At 44.6% G+C, this 21,844-nt stretch carries 24 protein-coding genes; 10 read left to right on the top strand and 14 right to left on the bottom strand.

Going from position 1 to position 21,844, the window contains the following annotated elements:
• Positions 1-9: 9 nt before the first annotated feature.
• From B3L97_RS00800 to B3L97_RS00765, 8 genes are all read right to left on the bottom strand, one after another.
• On the bottom strand, positions 10-1,173 hold the full coding sequence (locus tag B3L97_RS00800) for a permease (protein WP_024821196.1): 1,164 nt from the start codon (positions 1,171-1,173) through the stop codon (positions 10-12).
• 91 nt (positions 1,174-1,264) lie between these two features.
• On the bottom strand, positions 1,265-1,507 hold the full coding sequence (locus tag B3L97_RS00795) for a thioredoxin family protein (RefSeq protein WP_286933133.1): 243 nt from the start codon (positions 1,505-1,507) through the stop codon (positions 1,265-1,267).
• Positions 1,467-1,856 carry an ArsR/SmtB family transcription factor gene (locus tag B3L97_RS00790; RefSeq protein WP_286933129.1) on the bottom strand — a complete coding sequence of 130 codons (390 nt, stop codon included), beginning with the start codon at positions 1,854-1,856 and terminating at the stop codon, positions 1,467-1,469. The genes B3L97_RS00795 and B3L97_RS00790 overlap by 41 nt, the downstream gene beginning before the upstream one ends.
• Before the next feature lie 48 nt (positions 1,857-1,904).
• The gene (locus tag B3L97_RS00785) at positions 1,905-2,561 is read right to left on the bottom strand and encodes an energy-coupling factor ABC transporter ATP-binding protein (protein WP_286933115.1); all 657 of its coding nucleotides are present in this window, start codon (positions 2,559-2,561) and stop codon (positions 1,905-1,907) included.
• Positions 2,558-3,280: a cobalt ECF transporter T component CbiQ gene (gene cbiQ / locus B3L97_RS00780; RefSeq protein WP_286933101.1), complete on the bottom strand. Its 723-nt coding sequence runs from the start codon at positions 3,278-3,280 to the stop codon at positions 2,558-2,560. The genes B3L97_RS00785 and cbiQ overlap by 4 nt, the downstream gene beginning before the upstream one ends.
• On the bottom strand, positions 3,270-3,875 hold the full coding sequence (locus B3L97_RS00775; protein ID WP_286933098.1) for a hypothetical protein: 606 nt from the start codon (positions 3,873-3,875) through the stop codon (positions 3,270-3,272). Before B3L97_RS00775 ends, cbiQ begins: the two co-directional genes overlap by 11 nt.
• A complete protein-coding gene (cbiM, locus tag B3L97_RS00770; protein WP_024821190.1) occupies positions 3,872-4,474 on the bottom strand; it encodes a cobalt transporter CbiM in 603 nt (200 codons plus the stop codon). Before cbiM ends, B3L97_RS00775 begins: the two co-directional genes overlap by 4 nt.
• Entirely contained in the window at positions 4,474-5,268 is a 795-nt protein-coding gene (locus B3L97_RS00765) for a DUF4198 domain-containing protein (RefSeq protein ID WP_024821189.1), read from the bottom strand. Before B3L97_RS00765 ends, cbiM begins: the two co-directional genes overlap by 1 nt.
• Positions 5,269-5,467: 199 nt before the next feature.
• Here B3L97_RS00765 and B3L97_RS00760 point away from each other — a divergent pair, with 199 nt between their 5' ends.
• Positions 5,468-6,343 carry a PhzF family phenazine biosynthesis protein gene (locus tag B3L97_RS00760; protein ID WP_024821188.1) on the top strand — a complete coding sequence of 292 codons (876 nt, stop codon included), beginning with the start codon at positions 5,468-5,470 and terminating at the stop codon, positions 6,341-6,343.
• 55 nt (positions 6,344-6,398) lie between these two features.
• Here the strand turns inward: B3L97_RS00760 and B3L97_RS00755 are convergent, their stop codons facing one another.
• Both B3L97_RS00755 and B3L97_RS00750 read right to left on the bottom strand, forming a co-directional pair.
• Positions 6,399-7,958: an ABC transporter substrate-binding protein/permease gene (locus B3L97_RS00755; RefSeq protein ID WP_286847806.1), complete on the bottom strand. Its 1,560-nt coding sequence runs from the start codon at positions 7,956-7,958 to the stop codon at positions 6,399-6,401.
• Positions 7,959-8,744 carry an amino acid ABC transporter ATP-binding protein gene (locus tag B3L97_RS00750; protein WP_024821186.1) on the bottom strand — a complete coding sequence of 262 codons (786 nt, stop codon included), beginning with the start codon at positions 8,742-8,744 and terminating at the stop codon, positions 7,959-7,961.
• Between the two features lie 193 nt (positions 8,745-8,937).
• Here B3L97_RS00750 and thrC point away from each other — a divergent pair, with 193 nt between their 5' ends.
• The 3 genes from thrC to B3L97_RS00735 all read left to right on the top strand — a co-directional run bounded on the left by thrC (position 8,938) and on the right by B3L97_RS00735 (position 12,579).
• A complete protein-coding gene (thrC, locus tag B3L97_RS00745) occupies positions 8,938-10,143 on the top strand; it encodes a threonine synthase (protein WP_286847808.1) in 1,206 nt (401 codons plus the stop codon).
• 19 nt (positions 10,144-10,162) lie between these two features.
• Complete coding sequence (locus B3L97_RS00740; RefSeq protein WP_286933095.1) at positions 10,163-11,305, top strand: threonine synthase; 1,143 nt, start codon at positions 10,163-10,165, stop codon at positions 11,303-11,305.
• 86 nt (positions 11,306-11,391) lie between these two features.
• Complete coding sequence (locus B3L97_RS00735; protein WP_024821183.1) at positions 11,392-12,579, top strand: PLP-dependent aminotransferase family protein; 1,188 nt, start codon at positions 11,392-11,394, stop codon at positions 12,577-12,579.
• Positions 12,580-12,708: 129 nt separating this feature from the next.
• Here B3L97_RS00735 and B3L97_RS00730 read toward each other — a convergent pair whose 3' ends face one another.
• Positions 12,709-14,070, bottom strand: a complete 1,362-nt coding sequence (locus B3L97_RS00730; RefSeq protein WP_286847811.1) for a 4Fe-4S binding protein — start codon at positions 14,068-14,070, stop codon at positions 12,709-12,711.
• A gap of 129 nt (positions 14,071-14,199) precedes the next feature.
• Entirely contained in the window at positions 14,200-14,301 is a 102-nt protein-coding gene (locus B3L97_RS00725; protein WP_286847812.1) for an LPXTG cell wall anchor domain-containing protein, read from the bottom strand.
• Between the two features lie 251 nt (positions 14,302-14,552).
• Here B3L97_RS00725 and B3L97_RS00720 point away from each other — a divergent pair, with 251 nt between their 5' ends.
• The 6 genes from B3L97_RS00720 (at position 14,553) to B3L97_RS00695 (ending at position 20,026) form a co-directional block, all read left to right on the top strand.
• Positions 14,553-15,143 (top strand): nucleoside deaminase, encoded by a 591-nt coding sequence (locus B3L97_RS00720; protein WP_286933093.1) that lies wholly within the window; start codon positions 14,553-14,555, stop codon positions 15,141-15,143.
• Positions 15,134-15,820, top strand: a complete 687-nt coding sequence (gene sdaAB / locus B3L97_RS00715; protein WP_286847816.1) for an L-serine ammonia-lyase, iron-sulfur-dependent subunit beta — start codon at positions 15,134-15,136, stop codon at positions 15,818-15,820. Before B3L97_RS00720 ends, sdaAB begins: the two co-directional genes overlap by 10 nt.
• Positions 15,817-16,692 (top strand): L-serine ammonia-lyase, iron-sulfur-dependent, subunit alpha, encoded by an 876-nt coding sequence (sdaAA, locus tag B3L97_RS00710; RefSeq protein WP_286847818.1) that lies wholly within the window; start codon positions 15,817-15,819, stop codon positions 16,690-16,692. Before sdaAB ends, sdaAA begins: the two co-directional genes overlap by 4 nt.
• Positions 16,693-16,963: 271 nt before the next feature.
• Positions 16,964-18,499 carry a YbaK/EbsC family protein gene (locus B3L97_RS00705; RefSeq protein WP_286933091.1) on the top strand — a complete coding sequence of 512 codons (1,536 nt, stop codon included), beginning with the start codon at positions 16,964-16,966 and terminating at the stop codon, positions 18,497-18,499.
• A gap of 48 nt (positions 18,500-18,547) precedes the next feature.
• A complete protein-coding gene (locus B3L97_RS00700; protein WP_286933089.1) occupies positions 18,548-19,423 on the top strand; it encodes a peptidylprolyl isomerase in 876 nt (291 codons plus the stop codon).
• Between the two features lie 84 nt (positions 19,424-19,507).
• The gene (locus B3L97_RS00695) at positions 19,508-20,026 is read left to right on the top strand and encodes a DUF2179 domain-containing protein (RefSeq protein ID WP_286933088.1); all 519 of its coding nucleotides are present in this window, start codon (positions 19,508-19,510) and stop codon (positions 20,024-20,026) included.
• 57 nt (positions 20,027-20,083) lie between these two features.
• Here the strand turns inward: B3L97_RS00695 and B3L97_RS00690 are convergent, their stop codons facing one another.
• On the bottom strand, positions 20,084-20,869 hold the full coding sequence (locus B3L97_RS00690) for an IclR family transcriptional regulator (protein ID WP_286933086.1): 786 nt from the start codon (positions 20,867-20,869) through the stop codon (positions 20,084-20,086).
• Between the two features lie 71 nt (positions 20,870-20,940).
• On the bottom strand, positions 20,941-21,822 hold the full coding sequence (locus B3L97_RS00685) for a DMT family transporter (protein WP_286933083.1): 882 nt from the start codon (positions 21,820-21,822) through the stop codon (positions 20,941-20,943).
• Between the last annotated feature and the right edge of the window lie 22 nt (positions 21,823-21,844).

Genomic DNA, 21,844 nt, shown 5'->3' with positions numbered 1-21,844 from the left:
TCAAAAACGCTAGAAAAAAGCTCCATATATAATCCCCGCAAAAGTAGATAGACACACGACAAGGCTTACGTAGGCGACCGTTTTTTTAGTACCCATAATGTTTTGGATAACCAGCATATTGGGGAGAGAGAGAGCCGGACCAGCCAGAAGAAGGGCGAGAGCTGGCCCTTTCCCCATCCCTGCCCCCATAAGGCCTTGAAGAATTGGGACTTCCGTTAGTGTAGCAAAATACATAAAGGCTCCTGCTACAGATGCAAAAAAGTTAGCGGCTATAGAATTCCCTCCTACGAGAGCTGCAATATAGCGACTTGGGATAAGAGCCTCATAGCCCGGTCGACCAAGGAGAAAACCAGCGAATAGAACTCCCAAAAAGAGAAGGGGGAAAACTTGTAAGCCATATCCCCATGTAGCATTTAGCCACTCGGTCAGTTCATCTTGAGAAAACCATTTTTTTGCAGCAAAGAGAGTGGACAGAAGCCCCAAGGTTGCAATGACCCATTTCGTGCTATATACTCCTGCCCAGATGCCAGAATCTATTTTGGGAGCTGCCCAGTTGGCAAAGACAAGAAAAATAACCATACTTGCCATAGTCCAAGTCGTTTGCCATAGAGATCGTGCTGGTTCTCCCACAGGAAGCTCAGCAAATCCCTGCTGTCGAATGGCTTCATCTTTACGGAAGAAAAAGGCCATGAGAAGGCCAATAATGACACTAAAGGAAATAGCCCCTATAGCACGGGCAACACCCATTTCTATGCCAAGAACCCTGGCGGTGAGAATAATAGCAAGCACATTAATGGCCGGGCCAGAGTAAAGAAAAGCGGAAGCTGGTCCAATTCCAGCTCCGCGACTGTAGATCCCTGCAAAAAGAGGGAGGACGGTGCATGAGCATACGGCGAGGATGGTTCCGGAAACGGCTGCAACAGTGTAGGCCACCACTTTTTTAGCCTTGCCTCCTAAATATTTCATTATGGCTTGCTGGCTTATAAAAACAGAAATAGCACCAGCTATAAAAAAAGCAGGAACGAGGCAAAGAAGTACATGTTGTCTTGCATACTCGTGGAGCATGGCTATAGACTCAATAGCGGCTCCTTTTACTCGAGGGTGATCCCCAGGTAAGAAATAAAAGAACAAGAAAGCTAGAATAATCCATAGAAACTTTTTCCGGTCGCTCATTATAAACGTCCTCCCTGTATTTTAAGTGGCGAAATCTTCACATAAAAGAGCCTTAAAAACCCCGATGCTAGCCATCGGGGAGTTTTTTACGTTATTTTACTGCCTTTTGCAAGAGTTCCTTGAGCGTTGCTTCTGTGGGAACTCGTCCCGCGAGTAAAACATTTCCATCTACAACAAGGCCTGGTGTCCCAATAACTCCGAAAGACATGATTTCTTTAATGTCTGTCACCTTCTCAATTTCGAAGTCGACTCCAAGTTCTGTTGCAACTTTCTCTGCCATGTCCGCAAGTTTTTTACACTTTGGACAGCCTGTTCCCAGTATTTGTATCTTCATCTTGTGTCTCCTTTCTCATGGCACAAAAACAGGGAGTATGGTGATATTCAGATATGGGATGCCCCTGCACTACGTGCTCAATACACTGAAGTAATGTGGCCAAACAATTCATCTTTAAGGAATAATAAATATGCAAACCATCTTTACGATCCTCTATAATGTCGAGATCTCGCAAGAGTGCTAGATGTTTACTAATTGTCGTCCGATCAAAGTGGAAAAGGTCTGCAATCTCACAGGCACACATTTCTTTTTTCGCTAGGATTTCTACAATTGAAAGGCGAACAGGGTGCCCTAACGCTTTAAGAACGGCAGCTTTTTCTCGTTGTAGTTTTGCCTCCAAATCTATCACTCCTCTATGTGGCAATAATACCACATAGAGGAGGATTGTTGTCAAGATTTAATTCAAGGAGAGGAGGTACCCTTTCTTCATTTCGTAGCCTTTATGAGTTACCTGCTCTAGAAAGGGGATATCATGGGAGGCTATTACGAGGGCTATAGAGAGTTTTTGTAAAACGGAGACGAGGTTTTCCCATGCCTCTTCATCAAGACCGTTAGAGGGCTCGTCGAGAAGAAGCAGTTCTGGTTTCATCGAAAGAAGCGCAGCAAGAGCTCCCAAGCGTTTTTGTCCCCCAGAAAGGGCATAAGGGGGGTACGAAGCAAGGGAAACAATATTTAAAACTTTCATAGCTTTCATGGCAGAGTCCATGGCTTCCTCTTTCTCCATTCCTAAATTGAGAGGCCCGAAGAGGATGTCATCAAGAAGGGTTGGACAAAAAAGCTGATCATCAGGATCTTGAAATAAGAGTCCTACTTTTCGCCGGAGATGGCGAATGTCTTTTTTTGTTTTAATCGGATTTCCTTCAAGGAGGATAGATCCTTCTGTAGGTTTTAAAAGTCCCATAATTAGCGAAAAAAGCGTGGTTTTTCCAGCGCCATTTCGGCCACGTATAAATATTTTTCCCTCTCGATAAAGATTAAGGTTAAGACGAGAGAAAAGAGGTTCAGAGCTAGGATAAGCAAAAGATATGTTCTGGAGAGAGAGAAAAGATGTCATAGAATGAAGCACCCCGCTAAAAGGATGTAAAGGACTCCTAAACGAAAATTGTCCCCTTCTTTGGGCGATGCTGGAGATTCAAGAAAATGAAAAGAACCATCAAATCCCCTTAATTCCATGGCGTGAGCAACCCGTTCACTCCGAAGGATACTCCGTACAAGAAGCATCCCTATTAAGTTTCCATAGGATCGGAGTGTTCCAAGGGAAAGAGATGGATGAAACATGCGAAGGGTCATGGACGTATAGATTTTTTCGGCTTCCTCTACAAAAACTCTCGCATATCGATATGTGAAATGAAGTAGCAGAACAAGCTTTTGCGGAATAGCCAGGGCTCGGAGCCCATAGAGCAACTCTCCTATACTTGTCGTACCCAAAAGAGCCATAAATGCGAAAACAGCGGCATGGGTTCTAATAGTGATAGAGAGCGCTAACTCTACACCATGAGGCCCTGAAAAAGGCAATGTTAACCAAAGGAAGATAAGAAAGCCGTCAAGGGAAAGAACGCGTTTTATGAGGGCTCGTAGTTGAATTTTAGCGAGGAAAATAAGCATGAAGCTATAGCCAAGAAGAAAAAGTTGTGCTGAAACAGATGAGAGCAAGGCTATACAAAGGGCAAAGGCCAAGACCAGCATGATCTTGGCACTTGCCGGTATTCTGGTTAAAAAACTCTCTGAAGAGTTAAAATCGTACGTTAAAGATGGCAGGTTGTTACTGTGCATGCCTTCGATGTCCTCCGATCCAAAGTAGAACCCCTACTAACCCAATAATATAACCAATCCCACCTATAATCTCTGTGAACTTTGGCTTTGAAAGTTCTTTCCGCAGTTGGAAGAGCTCCTCTCGAAGAGGGGCGGTCTCTGCTTTGACAGCTTTCTGGACGAGCTGAGAAAACTGTTCCTCAGAAATCTCCGAAGAGAAAGTAGAAATTTCTCTTTTCGTATCACTGTTTTTTTCTTCCGCTTTTTCTATGGATGTACTTGAAGAGGAGGAGGGTGTCAAGTCGATGGTTGTTTGCCCCATATGTCCCATACCCCCACTTACTGAAACTTTAATTTCAGCATATTTCCCGGTAGGAAGGGGTATTGAAAATTGTCCCCTTTCATCTGTTTCTCTTTCAACAAGAAGCTTATTAGTAGAAGTTTCTTCCACCTTTATAGGAGAGTTTTGTACGGGAGCGCCATCATTGAAATAGGCCTCTCCTACAATAGCTCCATTTTCAAAGTAGGCAAAGACATTAAGCTTATGAGCCAAGGCTTCTGTTGGCAAGAAAAATAAAGAGAAGACCAAGGCTATTACCAGAGACCGTTTTTTCATCTTTTCATTCCCTCCACTACAAATGGCATAACTCGGGCCACATACATCATAATGAAAGCGCCCACACTCGCCTCTATGGCAATGATTGGAACATGGGCTATGAGAATGAGGCGAGCCGAGGTGAAAAAAGCTTCACCACTGGCCGCTAAAGCAGTAGCTGTGAACAATGCCGCTCCCATAACTCCTACAGCTCCTGCTGTAGCGCCGGCTAGCCATGGAGACCAACCGACTCGAAGAATATATCGCCCCATCAATCCTCCAAGGACTCCTGAAAATGCCATCGTACATGTGTTGACTCCGAGAACAACAATGCCACCAAATTGGAATAAGACTGCCTGCAAAAAAAGGGCAACTACATAGGCGGGGAAAAGGCAAAAACCTAAAAGCAAACCTCCTATGCCATTCAGGACAAGATGGACACTGGTAGCTCCTAAGTTTACATGTATAAGTGATGCTACAAAAAGAGCAGCAGAGACGATTCCTGCTCGAGGAACCGTCTCCATATCCATCTTTTTAAGCCCTATGGCAATGCCTGCAATTGCACCTGCAGCTCCTGTAGCTAAAACAGGAAGAGAAAGTACACCTTCAGCTATATGCATTAGTTTCTATTCACCGTCTTTACCCATAAAACAGCTCCGAGCTCAATAGCTGCGTCCTTTGTGCCGTCTGGAGATTTCTTTGTTTCTGGCGCTTCCGCAAGAGCAGCAAAGCCCCACCAACCTGACCACGGCATAGCGTATGTGAACACTCCTTGATCATCTGTTCGAACCACTTGCGTAATGAAAGGATCGGCAGGAGCTTTTACGTCTTGGCTGTCGTTATAAAACTCTACTTCTACATCGAGATCCGCTGCTGGCTTCCCATCTACAACTACTCTCCCTTGAAAAACATTTCCTGCCCAAAGGCCATAGGGACGAGTCAGAGGTATAATTTCTGCTCGAAGGCCGACGGTTTCATCCCATCCTTCCTCCATGCCAAACGCATTGACCACAGTTTTAGTGTAGTGGATAATATATGTATCTTCAGCAGGTTCCCAATATGGAGCAGGCTCTACATAAAAAACATGGTCACCAGGTCGTTTTATCTGATATGTTGCCTTCCACGTCCTCATGTTGTCTTTAGATTTTTCGGACGTAAGGGTTGACAAAAGATCTGTCTTTTCTCCGCGTGCTAACACTCCAAACTGTGCGGGCTTTTCCATGTCCATGAGATGCTGCTCGAAAGGATGAGTGAAAAGCAGAGAAATATTGATATCTTTAACCCCATTTTGAGTTACGATATTTTGATCAGGTAGAATAACTTGGAAATGAGCCCATGACGAGGTCGCCATAAAGAAGATACTACATAAAACCGAGGCAAAAACAAAACTCCGCCACATTTTGTGATCCTTCACTTTTTGTATCCCCCTCTGAAGATTTTTAAGATTTGTGTTACGAAATATAGTTATAGTGTTACTCTACTCGTCAAGAAATGTCAAGGACATTTTTTCACGATTCCCGCTTAAAAGAGAGCTTACGACATAAAAGAATATGTTAAGGTATGTAGAAGACCATATTTAAATGTTGCTTGTCATAAGAAAGGAGGGTTGGATTATGAAAAAGCATGAATTTTACATTGTTGATGTTTTTGGGGAGAAGAAATATGCAGGCAATCCCTTAGCTGTAGTTCGCGATGCAGGAGATCTCTCTACCGAGGATATGCTGGAAATTGCCAGAGAGATGAACTACTCGGAGACAAGTTTTATCCTTCACGATAAACCTCTTAACGGCGGTTATCCAGTTCGGATATTCACACCTGCAGGGGAGGTCCCTTTCGCTGGTCACCCTACTTTGGGGACAGCTGCTGTTATTATAAGAGAGTTAGCACCTGGGAATCCAAATTCTATTGCCCTGAGCCTCAAGGCAGGACTTATTCAGGTGAGACGGGAAGAGCATCTGTTTATTATGGAGCAGAATACGCCAGAATTTGGTCCGATCTACCCTCCAGAAGATCTAGTGTCGGTGTTGGGTGTCACATCAGACGCTATAATGGAAGAGTACCCTGTACAGTGGGTTTCTACAGGGTTGCCTACGATTATTGTCCCTTTTCGGCGGCGGGATGTTTTGAGTCGTGTACGTTTGGATAGAGATGCATATGATGCTTTCATCCAAAGGACAGGGAAGGTATTAATTCTCGCTTTTTGTCCTGAACCGGTACATTCTTCAAATCATCTTCACGTTCGGGTTTTGGCTCCTTGTTTTGGTGTGGAGGAAGATCCTGCGACTGGAAGTGGGGCAGGATGTTTGGCGTCCTATTTGGTCCGTCACCGGTTCCTGGAATCTAGCAGCATAGAGAATGTACGAGTAGAGCAAGGCTATGCAGTTCATCGGCCATCTCTTTTATTTATTTCCGCAAAAGATTCCGGAGGTCAGATTCGAGTATGGGTGGGGGGCAATGTGATCCCTGTCGCTAAAGGAGAACTTATTTAAAGAAAACGAAGGGCTGGGTCGGCCGACCCAGCCCTTCGTTTAGTTTTTAACGTACTTAATAAGCTCCAGGTTTTTCCCCTATGGTAGAACCTCCTCCATTTCGCTTCCCTCGCACTGCTACAGCCATTTTTTTCTCTGTCCAGCGAGCGAGGCGAACGAAAGGCAGCCCTAAAAGAAAATAGATAGTGGCTACTATAATTCCAGTCCCGAAGTAATCATAGTAAGTAGTGGCCAGCTGTCCATAGGCTTTCGTAAGGTCTACCATGGTTATGACAGACACTAACGAAGAATCTTTTAAAAGAGAAATAAAATCGTTTGTGACTGGCGGTAACGCTACTCGTACAGCCTGAGGCAAGACAACATAGCGCAATGCCTGCCAGCGAGTCATTCCTAAAGCGAGAGCGCCTTCCATTTGTTGCCTTGGTACCGCTAATAGACCAGCCCGGTAATTCTCAGCTTCATAGGCGGCGTAGTTTAAGCCTAATCCCAGAACTCCAGCAATAAATGGACTTAGCTTTATGCCGATGTTGGGAAGTCCATAAAAAATAAAGAAGAGCTGGATGAGAACTGGTGTCCCACGAATGGCTTCTATATATCCTATAGCCAGATGAGAAAAAAATGGCGGCCCAAAAATTTTAGTCATGGCCAGGAAAAGCCCGAGCAGTATGGCTAAGACCATAGCTAAAATCGACACCTTCATAGTGATAACCGCCGCTTTAGCAAGAATTGGAAGAAAGCTTATATATCTCTCGATTCTTTCTTGCAGCGAGATTTGAGGTTTCTGATGTTCAGCCCAATGGTTGAACATAGCGGGTTCCACTCTACTGGGCGAGAAATCTTGGAACATGTCGGCCATCATGGGGCTCCAAAGGTTCCATCGATCGTAAATTTCCCGAAGTTTCCCGCTATCTCGAAGGTAGACAATAGCTTCATTAATTTTTGAAAGTAGCTCCTTATCCTCTTTCCGAATAGCAATTCCGTATTCCATCCGCCCGATAGGAGGACCTACAAACATGATTTCAGGGTTGAATCCTGCATAGTAAACAGCAACAGGATCATCGAAGAGAGTTGCGTCTAAGCGTTCATTTTGTAAGTCGTTGAATGCGTTTATCTCGTCTTCGTACGTCCGAATGTCTTGAATGCCGGCTTCTACTAAGAGGAAGTACGCATAAGATTGCTTCAGGGTTCCCACTATTTTCCCTTTGCAGTCGTCAAGGGTTGTAATGCCTTTTGTCCCCTTACGTACCGCCAGCTGAAGGAAAGTGGAGTAGTAAGGAATAGAGAAATTAACTACATTCTTGTGTTCCGGCGTAATTTCCAGACCATCGATAGCTACATCATATAAGTGCCTCTCGAGCCCTGGAATGAGATTATCCCATCCATTTTGGACAAATTCTGTTTCCATTCCCAGATAGTCTGCAATGGCATCCATAATTTCTACTTCAAAACCGATAAGCTGATTCATATCGAAGGGGTCGTAAAACATGTAAGGAACTCCCCCCTCTGTGTCCCCACCCCATCGCAATATGGGCTTCTCTTTCGCCATAGCTGAGGACGAAGCAACAGCAAGGAAGAGAACAGAAAGCGCAAAGAATAAAGATATGAACCGTTTCATTTACGCTACATCCTCTGTAAGGTGTCGAAGGAACTCTTTTGTCCTTTTATTTTGAGGAAATTCGAAGAGTACATCGCCGTCAGCCACCTCGACGATCTCTCCTCCATCCATAAAGACAATGTAGTCTGAGGCATTTCGGGCAAAACGCATCTGATGGGTTACGATGATCTGAGTCATACCTTCCTCATCAAGATCTTTCATAACCTGCAACACTTCTCCAACCAGTTCCGGATCTAAGGCTGATGTGGGTTCGTCGTAAAGCATGACCTTGGGATTCATGGCCAAGGCGCGAGCAATGGCTGCACGCTGAGTCTGCCCGCCAGATAAGGTAGCGGGATACTTATGGATGTGTTCGGAAAGCCCTACTTTTGCAAGGAGTTGCATGGCTGTTTCACGAGCTTCGGCTTCCCCAATCTTTTTTACGACTATAGGGGCTAGCATAACATTTTCGAGAACGGTTTTATGAGGGAAAAGATTGAAGCTCTGGAAAACCATTCCTACCTCTTGTCTCATGAGATGACAGGATGTGAGAAAGCGTTTGCCCAGCTCCTTTTCATTGCCGGTGCGGCTTACCGTAACGCCAGCTATGGTAATAGTACCGGAGTCCATGTACTCGAGACAATTGAGACACCGCAAGAACGTTGATTTCCCACATCCTGACGGTCCGATAATAGAGACCAAATCCCCTTCGTAAATATCAATGGAGATGCCGTTCAAAACGTCTCCATCCTCAAAGCTCTTGTACAGATTTTCAACGTGAATCAAAGGTTTAGCCGCACGTGTCAATCTGCCTCAACCTCCTTACAATTGTTTTTTTGTGTGATTTCACTCTCCCCGATTTGGTTTTGAGTTTATTGTTATCATAAGCAGGGATAGTATGACAGAAAAAAATTTAGATGCAAGGATAAAAAGGGAAAAACAACTCTTTTTCTACGTTATAATTCCTCATAGGAAAAGAACCTGAAGGAGGGATTCTGTTTTGTCAGAAAAAGCCCTTATCTGTACTGTCTGCGAATCTCGTTACCCATTTCGTACCTCATTTTCTCGCTGTCCAAAATGTAATGAACCTCTCGAGTTGGAGGAGATAGGAACAGGTTCCATTAAAGCAGAAGCGTACTTTAATATTTTTAGAAGATACGGCGAATTTTTCCCCTTTAGGGAGCGCTATGACGAACTGGATCTTGGGGAGGGGATGACCCCTCTTGTGTGGACACCTGCTCTGGCAAAGAAATATGGAATAGGCGCTGTGGCTTTTAAAAATGAAACGGCAAATCCCACATGGTCTTTTAAAGATAGGGGAACAGCTACAGCTCTTCGCCACGCTAAAATATTGGGGTTTTCTCGGATCGGCACAGTCTCAACAGGTAATATGGCTGCTTCAGTAGCTGCTTTTGGAGCGAAAGCTGGGGTTGAAACTACAATATTAGTGAGTAGCGATATCCCCTCAGAAAAATTGAATCCTATCGCTATCTACCATCCTCGACTTATACGAGTTCATGGAGATTACTCCCGTCTTTATTCTGAAAGTTTGCGTCTAGGAGAGGAACTCGGGATTTATTTTATGAACTCTGATGTCCCTTTTCGCGTAGAAGGTTCTAAAACTATTGCATTTGAAATTTGTGAACAGACATCTTTTCGCGTCCCCGATTTTGTAATTGTCCCTACAAGTGCGGGAGGCAATATTCGTGGAATTGAGAAAGGGTTTCGTGAGTTTTATAAAGTAGGACTTATCGCTCGTATCCCTACCATTGTATGTGTTCAGGCGGAAGGATGTTCCCCTATAGTGAAAGCTTTTGAAAAAAAATCATTAGTAGTGGAACGATTCTCAAATCCTCACACTATCGCCCATGCCATAGAAAATCCTTTCCCCCCAAGTGGTAATCAGGTTTTGAGGGTGTTGAATAAAAATAGCGGTATAGCTCTTGCCGTATCAGATGAAGAGATCCTTGCAGCGCAAAAAGAGCTTGCGGAAACAGGACTTTTTGTACAACCTGCCTCCGCATCATCTTTGGCTGCCTTGAAACGCCTCGTTCATGATGGTGCTCTTAAAAGTAATCATTGTGTAGTTTGTGTGCTTACTGGTAGTGGTTTGAAATATACCTCTGTTTTTCAGCACCATCATCTTGCGGTGGAAGAGTGTGATATTTCTCAATTGAAGCCCTGCCTTTCCCATTCTATTTCGTAACATATGGAGGTGGATTTTTATGTTGCGATGTTCCGTGTGTCATGAAACGTACGAAGAGATTTTGCGCCTTTGGAGATGCCCTTGCGGAGGGGCTCTCTCGTTGGAGATAGATGAAACATTTTTCCCGGGACCGGAAGAGCTAAAACGCCGTTCCCTGTCGATCTGGAGATACAAAGAAGCTCTACCTTTTAAGATAGGGACGGAACCTGTATCTTTAGGGGAAGGTCGAACCCCTCTTGTTCCTGCCCTATGGAAGGATCATAAGATTTTTTTCAAATTGGATTTTCTCTTGCCTACAGGATCTTACAAAGATCGCGGCATTGCCTACCAAATGACGAAACTCAAGGAACATGGGCTCCAGACGATCATAGAGGATTCTTCAGGGAATGCCGGGGCCTCAATGGCAGCGTACGCTGCTCGGGCGGGCATTCGTTGTCGAGTTTTTGTCCCTGCGTATACGTCGGCTGGAAAATGTGTGCAGATTGAGAGCTATGGGGCAGAACTCGTAAAAGTCCCTGGATCTCGTGAAGAAACCACACTGGTTACAGAGCAAGCATCTCAGGAATTTTACTATGCGAGCCATAATTGGAGCCCTTATTTTATCCATGGAGTTAAAACCTATGCTTTCGAGTTGTGGGAGCAGCTGGGATATGCAGTCCCCGACTATGTGATTGTCCCCGCGGGGCAGGGAAGCCTCGTATTAGGGTGTTATCTTGCTTTTCGCCATCTTCTCGCAGCGGGGAAAATATCTCGCCTTCCAAAGATCGTTGCAGTACAGGCCAGGGGGTGCGCTCCGCTCTATGAAGGATTTGTGAGAGGAGATATGGATCCTTTCCCGATTGAGAAGCGAGAAACAATAGCCGAGGGAATTAGTTCAGCTCATCCGGTACGAGGTCGTCAGGTTCTTGGAGCGGTGCGAGCTACGGAAGGAATGTGTATCGCTGTTGAGGATGGCGAGACGTGGAAAGCTTTTGATATGTTGGCGTGTAAAGGTTTTTATGTAGAGCCTACAAGTGCCGTAGTCGGAGCAGCCCTCTCCAAACTTATAGCTGATGATGTGATCTCTCGCGACCAGACTGTAGTGGCTTTTCTTTCTGGTTCGGGTCTGAAAGCCACAGATAAAATTCTTCATAGAAAAGAAGTAAAAGGAATAGAGCCTTAATTGTATTAAATAGAGAAAGTTCTTTCCCAAAATGACGATTTCCTGTTATAATGCCCCTCAATTATTTTATGACAGGAGGGCTTTTTATGGACAAGAATGTTTTTGCTCGGCGAATGAAAAACTTCCAGGCATCGGATATAGCTGCTATTCTCAAAGTTACGGCGGACCCTGATATTATCTCTTTTGCTGGCGGCCTTCCGGCTCCGGAGCTTTTCCCTATTGAAGAAATGAAGGTCGTAACAGCTCATGTTTTAGAGAAATATGGGGCAAAAGCTCTCCAATACTCTACTACAGAGGGTTACGCTCCGTTACGTGGGAAAATAGCGAATCGCATGAACGAAAAGTACAAAACTCGTCTTACGACAGAGAATATTATGATAACCACAGGATCTCAGCAGTCCCTTGATCTTCTCGGCAAAATGCTTCTTGACGAAGGAGATGTGGTGCTCTGCGAAAGTCCTACCTATCTAGGGGCTCTCAGTGCTTTCAATGGATATAGCCCTAGATACGTAGAGATTGCTACTGATGACGAGGGTATGGTTCCTGACTCTCTCGAAGAAGCTTTAAAAAAGGAAAAACGGGTAAAGGCAATTTACGTTATTCCCGATTTTCAGAATCCTACTGGGAAAACCTGGTCTATCCAACGCCGGAAATCTTTTATAGAAATTATTTCGCGCTATTCCGTAGTGGTAATTGAAGATAATCCTTACGGTGAGCTCCGTTTTCAAGGGGAGATGCTTCCTTCTTTAAAGTCTCTTGATAAGACAGGAAATGTTGTTTTATTGGGTACATTCTCTAAAATATTTTGCCCTGGAATGCGCATCGCTTGGTTATGTGCTGAAGGGGAGCTGTATGAACGATTCGCTTATTTGAAACAGGCTGCAGATTTGCACTCCCCCACATTGAGCCAGTATGAAATTGATAGCTATATGGAAATGTACAATCTTGATGCCCATGTAGCGAAACTTATAGAGCTTTACAAGAAGCGACGAGATATTATGATGGAGGCTATTCAGGCTTCTTTCCCTTCCGATGTTTCCTATACCAAGCCTGAGGGGGGCCTATTTTCTTGGATCACCCTTCCAGAAGGTGTGAATGGGCGAGACCTTCTTATAACAGCAATTGCCAAGAAAGTTGCTTTTGTTCCCGGAGGAGCTTTCTTCCCTCGCGGCGGTCATGAAAATACCTTGCGACTTAACTATTCCAATATGCCACCAGAAAAAATTCGACGGGGGATTCATCTTTTGAGTGAAGCTATGGATCAGTATCTGTAGGGATGGAGCCGTGTCGTTGAAGTTCATAAGATGAAGAGGGAGACTTTGTTCAGCGCTCCAAAAGTTGGGCAGAAAATCCAACGTTTAGAGGCGTATTTTGCCTTCAAAAGCCCCCTCTTTTATATTAAACTAATTTCTTAGAAGTTTTTTTATGGCTTCTCGTATCACACTTACCTCAGAATTATAGAGTACAGCTAGTTCCTTCAGCGCTTTGTCTCTTGATGCATCAAGAGGCCAGCCTGCTTCTTCAAGAATCTTTTCAGCAGGGATATTGTAAGTCTGGGATATGGTTTGTAATGTTACAGACCCCTTGATCTCATCGGGGTTAGGAAGATTCTTTGACGGCGTTTCCCCCGTTGTTGCCAACGGAATTCCCTTTTGTTCAAAGTAAAGAGACAGGGCTCCTCTCACTTCTTCATCATCCACTCCCTCAATCTTTTTCAACGATACATCTCGAGGAATATCTGAAGGAAGGGAAGCAATGGCGATAACCTCCTCCTCAGATAACCCCACGGCTTCAGATATTTGGCTGATAGACATCCATCCGTAAACTTTATCTGCAGGGTTAGCTTGAGAAACCTCTTTGGGAGCTGGCGCAAAGGTGAGCCACGTTCCGCTGAGCCGCCCGAAAGCGTAAGCTCCAAAAAATAGAGCTAACCCCATAAAGCCTATGGCAAGAGAAGAGAAAACTTTTTTTCGCCACCTAAAGAAAAGCGTCTTCTCCACAGGGCATCGGTCGGTACATCTTCCGCAAGCAAGACATTCGCCACTTTTCTCCACTTCTTTTGATTCAGGGTCGAGATTGACAGAGCATACTATATGGCATTGATGGCAATGGACGCAGGAGGAGGGCTGGCGATTTACTTTTATAAGGCTCAGCTTTTGCCCCAAAGCAAGGACAGCCCCTAATGGGCACAAATAGCGGCACCAAAATCGTTCAATCCATAAACTTGCAGCTATAACGGTACCAAAAAGGATTACGAAAGCCCAAGGTTTACCTGCGATTTCCCCCCAACCAGCGCTTAAATGCATCCATGCGACCCAGGGATCATAATCTCTCCATACCAAAGTTCCGAGCTTCCATGTAAGAAATATAATGAGAAAGAGAATTCCATATTTTAAATATCGTGCAGGACGATCTATATAGTTGGGGAGTTCCCGAGAAGCTATGCCAAGTTTCCTTGCTCCTTTTGCTGAAAGTTCCCCTAAAGTACCCAGAGGGCAAATCCAGCTGCAAAAAACTCGGCCTACCACTATAGTCATAAGAACAACACCAATAAAGAGAACAAAGGAACTTGGAGCGATGCGTCTCAGCCACGTTCCAGTAGCTATATAGCTGTAGAGGCTTTCAAATCCCCCAAAAGGACAGAGGGCATCTACTGGTGGGACCCCTTGGGGGCCACCTCCCACTCTTTGATGTTGAAAACCGACCCAAGAGAGAAATGCAAGGAATAGTAACTGTGTAGCGAGGCGTATCTTTTGTGACCTCATTTCATCTCCTCCCCCTTTTTATTTTTTATTATCTTCTCGGGGAAAGGATTTTGCTATCAGCAAAAATGCGTACTCTAGAGGGGTATTAGAGTGGGCGCAACTCTTTTACGCCCACTGCAGTGAGGAGTTTTAGTCATTTGTTTCTTCATTGCTCCGCTTCTTCTTCATAAAAAGGACGCCTCCGACAATAAGAAGCCCGAGAGCAAGCCACACAACTGTTAGGGCATTCATACAACTCACCTCCTCGTGTAGTGCCGGGGTTAGGTTTAGTTGAGACAGTTACGAAGGTCCTTTTAAAGCGACGCGCACGAGGCGTCATGATCAAGAAACAAAATCGGCTGAAAATGCCAACTATTCTTATCAATTTGAAAATAGCACAAATAACAACTATATTCAACTATTAATTTTTTTAATTTTCATTATTGAAGAGTATGCAGGAGAAGGGAACTTCAGGATATAATACTTTCAAAGGAGGGGTGTTTATGGACCAGGAAGTGATATTTTGGAGGATGTTGGATGTTATTGAAGATCATATTCTTCCCCAAACTCGAGTTGCCGTTCTTGGCGGCCATAACATTTTTGGGGCAGCAATATTGTTTCGGTCTGACCTTTCTCTAATAACGGCAGGAACTAATCATGAAGGGTGGAATCCTCTTTGGCACGGGGAGGTTTATACTATAAAGAAGTTCTTTGAACTTGATCCTCACCCAGATCCCAAAGAATGTCTATTGCTCTCTACTCATGAGCCATGTTCCATGTGTCTTTCTGCCGTAGCGTGGTCTGGGTTCCCAGAAATCTACTTCCTTTTCAACTACGAAGAGACGCGGGACGCTTTTCACACCCCTAATGATATACAAATCTTAAGGGATGTTTTTTACTGTTCCTCGCCGAGTCGCGATAATCAATTTTTTAAAAATATACCCCTTACAGATTTAATCTCTCATTTGGAAGAACCGGAGCTTGGGGAGGCCCGTATTGAAAAACTTAAGAGGACCTATGAGGAGCTATCGGCAATCTACCAAAAGGGAGAGAAGGATGATTTTAACGTAGAGGAGGAGAAGCTATGCCCTTAACAGAGATTATTGGACCGGTAATGATTGGACCGTCTTCGAGTCACACCGCTGGCGCCGCTCGCCTTGGTCGTTTGGCGTTAGCGTGCTGGGGAGAAGATCCACTGGAGAGTGTGGAGATATTTTTACGAGGTAGTTTCGCTTATACGAGTTACGGTCATGGAACAGATCGGGCTCTTGTGGCGGGTCTATTAGGTATGGCTCCTGATGATATGCGCCTTCGAAATGCCCTTTCTATTGCGAAAGAACTGCAATTTAATTATCGTTTCGATGTGGAAGAAGTAGACGGAGCTCATCCCAACTCTGCCCGTTTTGTTTTTACAGGAAAAGACAATCGGACTCTCGAAGTTATTGGCGCTTCTATTGGTGGCGGGGCTGTAGAACTGCAGGAGATTGATGGTTTTAAGGTAAGCGTTTCTGGAGAACTTCCTTCTCTTATCACTATCCATCGCGATACCCATGGGGTTGTAGCGGCTATAACGAAGCTTTTTGCTGAAATGGAGATTAACATTGCTACTTTAAGCCTGTATCGTAAGTCAAAGGGGGGCATGGCGTCTCTTGTTATTGAGCTTGATCTGCCTTCTCCTCCTGACGACAGTGTAAAGCAGGCCATGGAACGTGCCCATCCATCTATTATCCGAGTATTACCCCTTTATGCTCGAGGAGGAACTTCGAAATGAGATCGTTAGGAGATTTGGTAGCTTTAAGTAATAATTCAGGATGTTCCTTTATTGAAAGTGTGTATCAGATAGAGGAGCAAGAGACAGGGCATTCTGTGGAGACGATTCGAAAAGATATGGAAAGCCGTTTTGATGACATGGCTCTTTCTGTTCAAGAAGCTCTTTCTGGAAACTGGAGTGGCAAGATTATCAAGCCAGAGGCGGAGAAAATAGGGACCTACGTTGCATCTCAAAATTCGGAGGCTTTTACGAGTCCCTATGTTCTAAGAGCTTCTCAGATAGCTATAGCTGTGGCTACTTATAATGCAGCTATGGGGCGTATTGTGGCAGCGCCTACGGCAGGAAGTTGCGGTATATTGCCTGGCCTTCTCTTTTCGTATAGAGATCATTTTGCTTCCGAAAAAAGTGAACTTGTAGATGCTTTGACTGTAGCTGGTGCTGTAGGTGCTGTTGTAGCTTCAAGAGCGACTCTAGCTGGAGCTGAAGGCGGTTGTCAGGCTGAATGTGGTGCTGCGGCAGCTATGGGCGCAGCTGCTCTTGTAGCCCTTCGTGAGGGAGCGCCCGATACTATTGCCCATAGCGTGTCTCTTACCTTTAAATCAGTGCTTGGCCTCGTATGTGACCCTATAGGCGGGTTAGTGGAATCTCCTTGCATCAAGAGGAATGGTTTGCTTGTTTCTGTAGCCGCGTTGGCTGCTGACATGGCCCTTGCCGGCATCAAATCTATTCTTCCGGCAGATGAAGTAATTGATGCTATGGGGCAAGTAGGGAGGGCAATGCCTGAAACACTGCGAGAAACAGCTCGGGGAGGGCTGGCTGTTACCCCTACAGCCCGACGTTTGGCTTCAGAGGTTCTCCACGGAAGGTGGTAGACTATCATAACCTTTTTCGCTACGGTTCTTGCCCCTATTATTATTGTATTGTGTGGGCTTGTTCTTGCTTTTGCGGGAATTCGGCGGATGCAAAAAGGTCAGATGGGACGTGCTGTCCTTGATATTATTTGGGCTTTTATGCTTTTCCTTATGGCGTATATACAGTATAGAGCTACTCGACCATAGCTAGAGGTCGACAGTATTAGTATTCTTGCTTGTTGTCGCATGGTACTTGACTACAGCTTCGATAAAATAGGGGAGGACACCTTTAATGCGAATGACATCTCTACTTGCTCCAACCATGAAACACCCCCCAGAAGGGTGGAAAGATCCTGGCGCCGTGAGATTAATGCGAGGGGGATACGCTCTCAGCTGGGAGAATGGGGAGTGGAATCTGCTTCCTCTCGGCGCTATTATGCGAGACAATATATGTTGGTTTTTCCTGGAACGTTTCCTTGGGGATAACTTGCAGCAGCTTGATTCTCTTTTAGCAACCCCTCATGGCCTTGAAAACTTACTTCGAAGGAGCGTACAAAGTTATCGAGATCTTCCGTTACGAACAGTGGAGAGTTGCGGAGGATCGCTTTTATTGGGGGGTATTGAAGAAGAAGGAATGTCTCTGAAAGATATTTCCCACTCTATTTTCAGTTCTATTAAGGAATGCTTGTCCTCCTTGAACCTCAACTGCGAAGAGGTGCAGGATCTGTGTGAGAGAGGAGCGAGATCCCGCCTCGTTTTCCCTGAAGAATCTCATCATACTTTTGCTCAGGAAGGTGTAATATGCTCTCATTGTGGGTGGCATGGTACGACAACTTCAGAGAGTGGGCGGGATCAGGGTTTCCAGGGGGCTGATTCCCCTGTAATGAAGGAAGTTTATACTCCTGATACATGTTCCATTGAGGCTCTTTGTGCGTTTCTTAATATCCCGTCGGCTCAAACGATCAAAACCATGTTCTATATGGTGGAGAAAGGGAATGAGTGGCAGATGGTCGCAGTTCTTCTTCGAGGAGACCTCTATATAAGTGATGTGAAATTAGCAGCCTCTTTAGGAGCCACTTCAGTGAGAATTGCTGCGGAAGAAGAGTTGGTGAGGGCTATAGGACAGAAACCTGGCTTCCTTGGCCCGGTTGGACTTCCTCCTTCTATATGCCTGGTGGCTGATAGAAGTGTAGTTGGGTGTCGTGATGTAGTAATTGGAGCTAATCGGCCTGATTATCACCTCACAGGAATAGTGTGGGGGCGAGATTTTTCAACTGAACGGGTGGCAGATATTGTAACGTTGGAAGCGGGCATGGATTGCCCTGCCTGTGGAGAAAAACTTCAAAAAAGCTGGTGGAGCGATGTCGCAGACCTTTGGCTAGATCAAGTACCTGACGAGCCATTTTTCTATCAAGATAAAGAGGGGACATCTCGAAAATGCCGTCTCTGGAGAGGTCGCCTCTCTCTTGACGTTATAATGACCACATTATCCAGAAAAAATACTTTCTCTGCAGGAATAGCGCCTTTCGATGTTGAAATTATTGTTCCTGCCATGAAAGATTTTGAGGCGGCACACCTTGCTATAGATCTTTATTGTAAGACAGTTCAGGCTGGTATGGCTGTTTTGTTTGATGACCGTGACGAACGTGCAGGAGCAAAATTTGCCGATGCCGATCTTTTCGGGATACCAGTGAGGGTGGTAGTAGGGCGTAAAGCGGCCGAGGGCATTGTAGAGGTTCATTTTGAGGAAGATACGAGAGAAATGCAGGCAGAGGACGTGCCCCTTTTTCTTGCATCTCTATTCGATGACGACGAAGCAGAGCTGTGATACACTGGTCTCATTTGTTATCGTGCGATGGTATGGAGGGGATTTTAAATGTTTAGAGGTTCAAAGATATTGTGTGTATCGGGCCTGATTGCTGTTTTGGCCTGGGGCGGGATGGCTTTTGCTACAGAGGCAGCTCCGAAAGCTGATAATGGACAGACAGTTCTTGCCCGTATCGGAACAGTAGAGATTAAGCAGCAGAATGTGGATGAAGTGATCAACGCTCTCGATCCACAACAGAAGGTGTACTATGATAACGAGCAGGGAAGAAAAGCAGTTCTCGATGAACTGATTAATCTTGAGGTTTTTGCTCGTTATGCAGAGGATAAGGACTTTGATGGAGACCCAGTGTTTGTAGAGAGATTAGCTCGAGTAAAGAAAGAGCTTATGCGGCAGCTGGCAGTGGAGAAACTGATGGAGAGAGTGACAATAGATGAAAAAGAAACTAAATTATATTACATGGATCATTTAAAAGAGTTCGAAGTTCCGGCTCAAATTAGGGCAAGCCACATTCTTTTAAAAGAAGAAGGCGAGGCTAAAAAAATTCTTCAAGAAATCAAGGCGGGTGCTATAACTTTTGAAGAGGCTGCCAAAAAGTACTCTACGTGCCCATCGAAAGAGCAGAATGGTGATCTTGGCTATTTCCAGACCAACCAGGTAGTACCTGAATTTGGGGAAGCTGCGTCTAAACTTAAAAAAAGCGAGATCAGTTCACCAGTTCAGAGCCAATTTGGTTGGCATATCATTAGACTTGAAGATACAAAACCAGGGAAAATTCGTTCTTTTGAAGAAGTGAAATCTCAGGTCGAGAGCAACCTCCTTCGTGATAAACGTGCTCAGGTTTATTCTGAAGAAACAGAGAAACTTCGCAAAGAGTATGGAGTGGTTTTGGTAGAAAAAGAACCGGCTTCTGATAAAAAACAGTAAGTAGGTATATTTCAGGGCGGACAGAATGAAACTGTCCGCCTCTTTTCGCCATAACAACACGCATGAACAGGAGAATGATTTTATATGGACTGGCTGGGACTCATCCTTATATTTAGTGCGCGTATTGCAGATGTTAGTTTGGGGACCGTCAGGATTCTCTTCCTCGTCAGAGGAAGGCGTCGTCTGGCAGCATGTATAGGTTTCCTGGAAGTAATGATCTATATGTCGGTGTTAGGCTACATCCTCGGTGGAGGGGGAACATTAACATTCCCACAACTTATTGCTTACGCAGCAGGGTATGGCACAGGAAATTTTATGGGATCTCTTTTGGAGGAAAAGCTCCTTAATGCTTTCGTGACTCTTGATATTATCCTAGAGAGGAATCAGGAGACCATGACACTCATAGATCGAATCAGAGCGGAAGGTTTTGGTGCTACAGTTCTGATTGGTCACGGGAAAGATGGGTTACGTTTGGTAGCGAAAGTAATCTGTCATCGTTCCGATATCGCACCTATTTCAAAAATCATCGGTGACCAGGGATTTGTCTGTATTTCAGATGTTAAAGGGTGCTGGGGTGGCTATTTCAAAGTTAAGGGGAAATAAAAAGCAAATATTAGACGAGGCTTTGTTTGCCCCGTCTCTTCAAATCAAAAGAACTCCCTAAAAGGCTTCATACCCAAGACTTATAGAAAATCGTTGGGCTACATCGATAAGCATATCTCGTATAGATACTATCTCTTCGTCGCTTTTCGAATAAAGAAATTTAGGCAAGGCAACGCTTAATGCGGCGACTACTGTTTTTGCGTGCCCCCACACTGGGGCAGCTATGCAAAAAAGGCCATCTACGTATTCCTCATCATCCACAGCGTAGCCTTGTTCTCGGATCTGAGCGAGATGTTGACACAACTTGTCTATGTTGATAATTGTTTTTTTCGTATATCGAATGAGGGGTTCGTCTTTGAAAAATTCCCTAACAGCGGCTTCAGGTAGATAGGCTAACAGAACTTTCCCGAGTCCGGTACAATAGGCTGGCATCCTTTTCCCTACAGAGAGATCAACCTTAATAGTAGCGGGGCTTTCGATCTTATCGATATAGATAACATATTTCCCATCCAAAACGGCCAAATTCACGGCCTCATTAGATTTTGCAGAGAGTTCCTGCATGAAGGGCATAGCCTGTTTTCGAAAACCCAAAGATTGTACAACGTTATTGCCGATCTCAAAAAATTTAAAGCTGTTGGAATACTTATGGTTTGCAGGATTTTGGTTAATATATCCTAATCCTCGCAGTGTAGAAAGAATGCGATGTACCGTACTCCGCTCCAGGTCGAGTTTTTCTCCAATTTCAGAAACTCCGAGCTCCCCATGTTTATCGAGAGTTTCAATAATGGCCATAGCCCTCTGAATTGACTGTACATATCCAGAACCTTTTTTGCTATTTTTCAAGCGACGCTCTCCCCTTTTGTATAATGCATCAACGTACATGTGAAAGATTGTATCATGATCTTATTTACGAGTTACTTTTGTTCTCTTGATAAAAGTAAAAGACCTAACAATATGAGAAATATGCCAAATCCTGAGTGCAAAGAAAGCCGTTCTCCTAATAATAAAATTCCAAGGAGGCATGCTGTAAGAGGTTCGCTCAAGGAAAGAGTATATACTTTTGCTACTGGCACCAAAGTTAACCCAAGAGCAAAAAGTATATAGGGCAAAGCTGTGGCTATGGAGCCGAGATGAATAGCAACGAGAAGTCCTTGTATCTCCATGAGCCATGAAATATCATGAAATATCAATATGGGTGAAAGAATCAGTGCTCCGCAACAAAGGGTCATGGCTACTGTTTCCATAGCTCCGTGATAGCGTTGAATCTCCTTAATACCTATGCCGCAGAGGGCAAAGGCAAAGGAAGCGACGAGAGCCAATAAAACTCCAAAAGAATTTGCCTTAAGCCCCCCGCTTTTCCAAGATAGGAGTATGCAACCCATGATAGCAAGAAAAGTTGAAAGATACCAATATGGGCTGGGCCTTTCTTTGAAAAAAAACATGCCGAGAAGGCCGGCGAAAGCTGGAGAACTACCAACTGCCACCATTGTGCCTACAGCGACTCCAGTTATTCTGATAGCGGCAAAAAAGAAAGCCTGAAATCCAGCCATTCCGAGGGCTGCATAAAAGAGGTTGCGTAATGGCCATTCCCCTCTGAATCCTTGAAATCCGCGTGTGGCAAGAATATATAGCAATAAAAAGATACCACCAAAAGTAATGCGAATAGCTCCGATAGTGAAAGGGGAAGCTTGTGAAGGAGCAAAAGCCTGAACTGTTCCTGAAGTTCCCCAGAAAAGCCCAGCGAGAAGAACCAACATACTCCCTTGCTTCTCTGTAGATAGCAGATTATCTCTCATGAATTAACTCTCCTCCAAAGAG

The sequence above is a fragment of the Aminobacterium sp. UBA4834 genome (assembly GCF_002400205.1).
Classification (GTDB): Bacteria; Synergistota; Synergistia; order Synergistales; family Aminobacteriaceae; genus Aminobacterium; species Aminobacterium mobile.
Note: the sequence above shows the minus strand (reverse complement) of the source record. Positions and strands in the feature narration are given on the sequence as shown.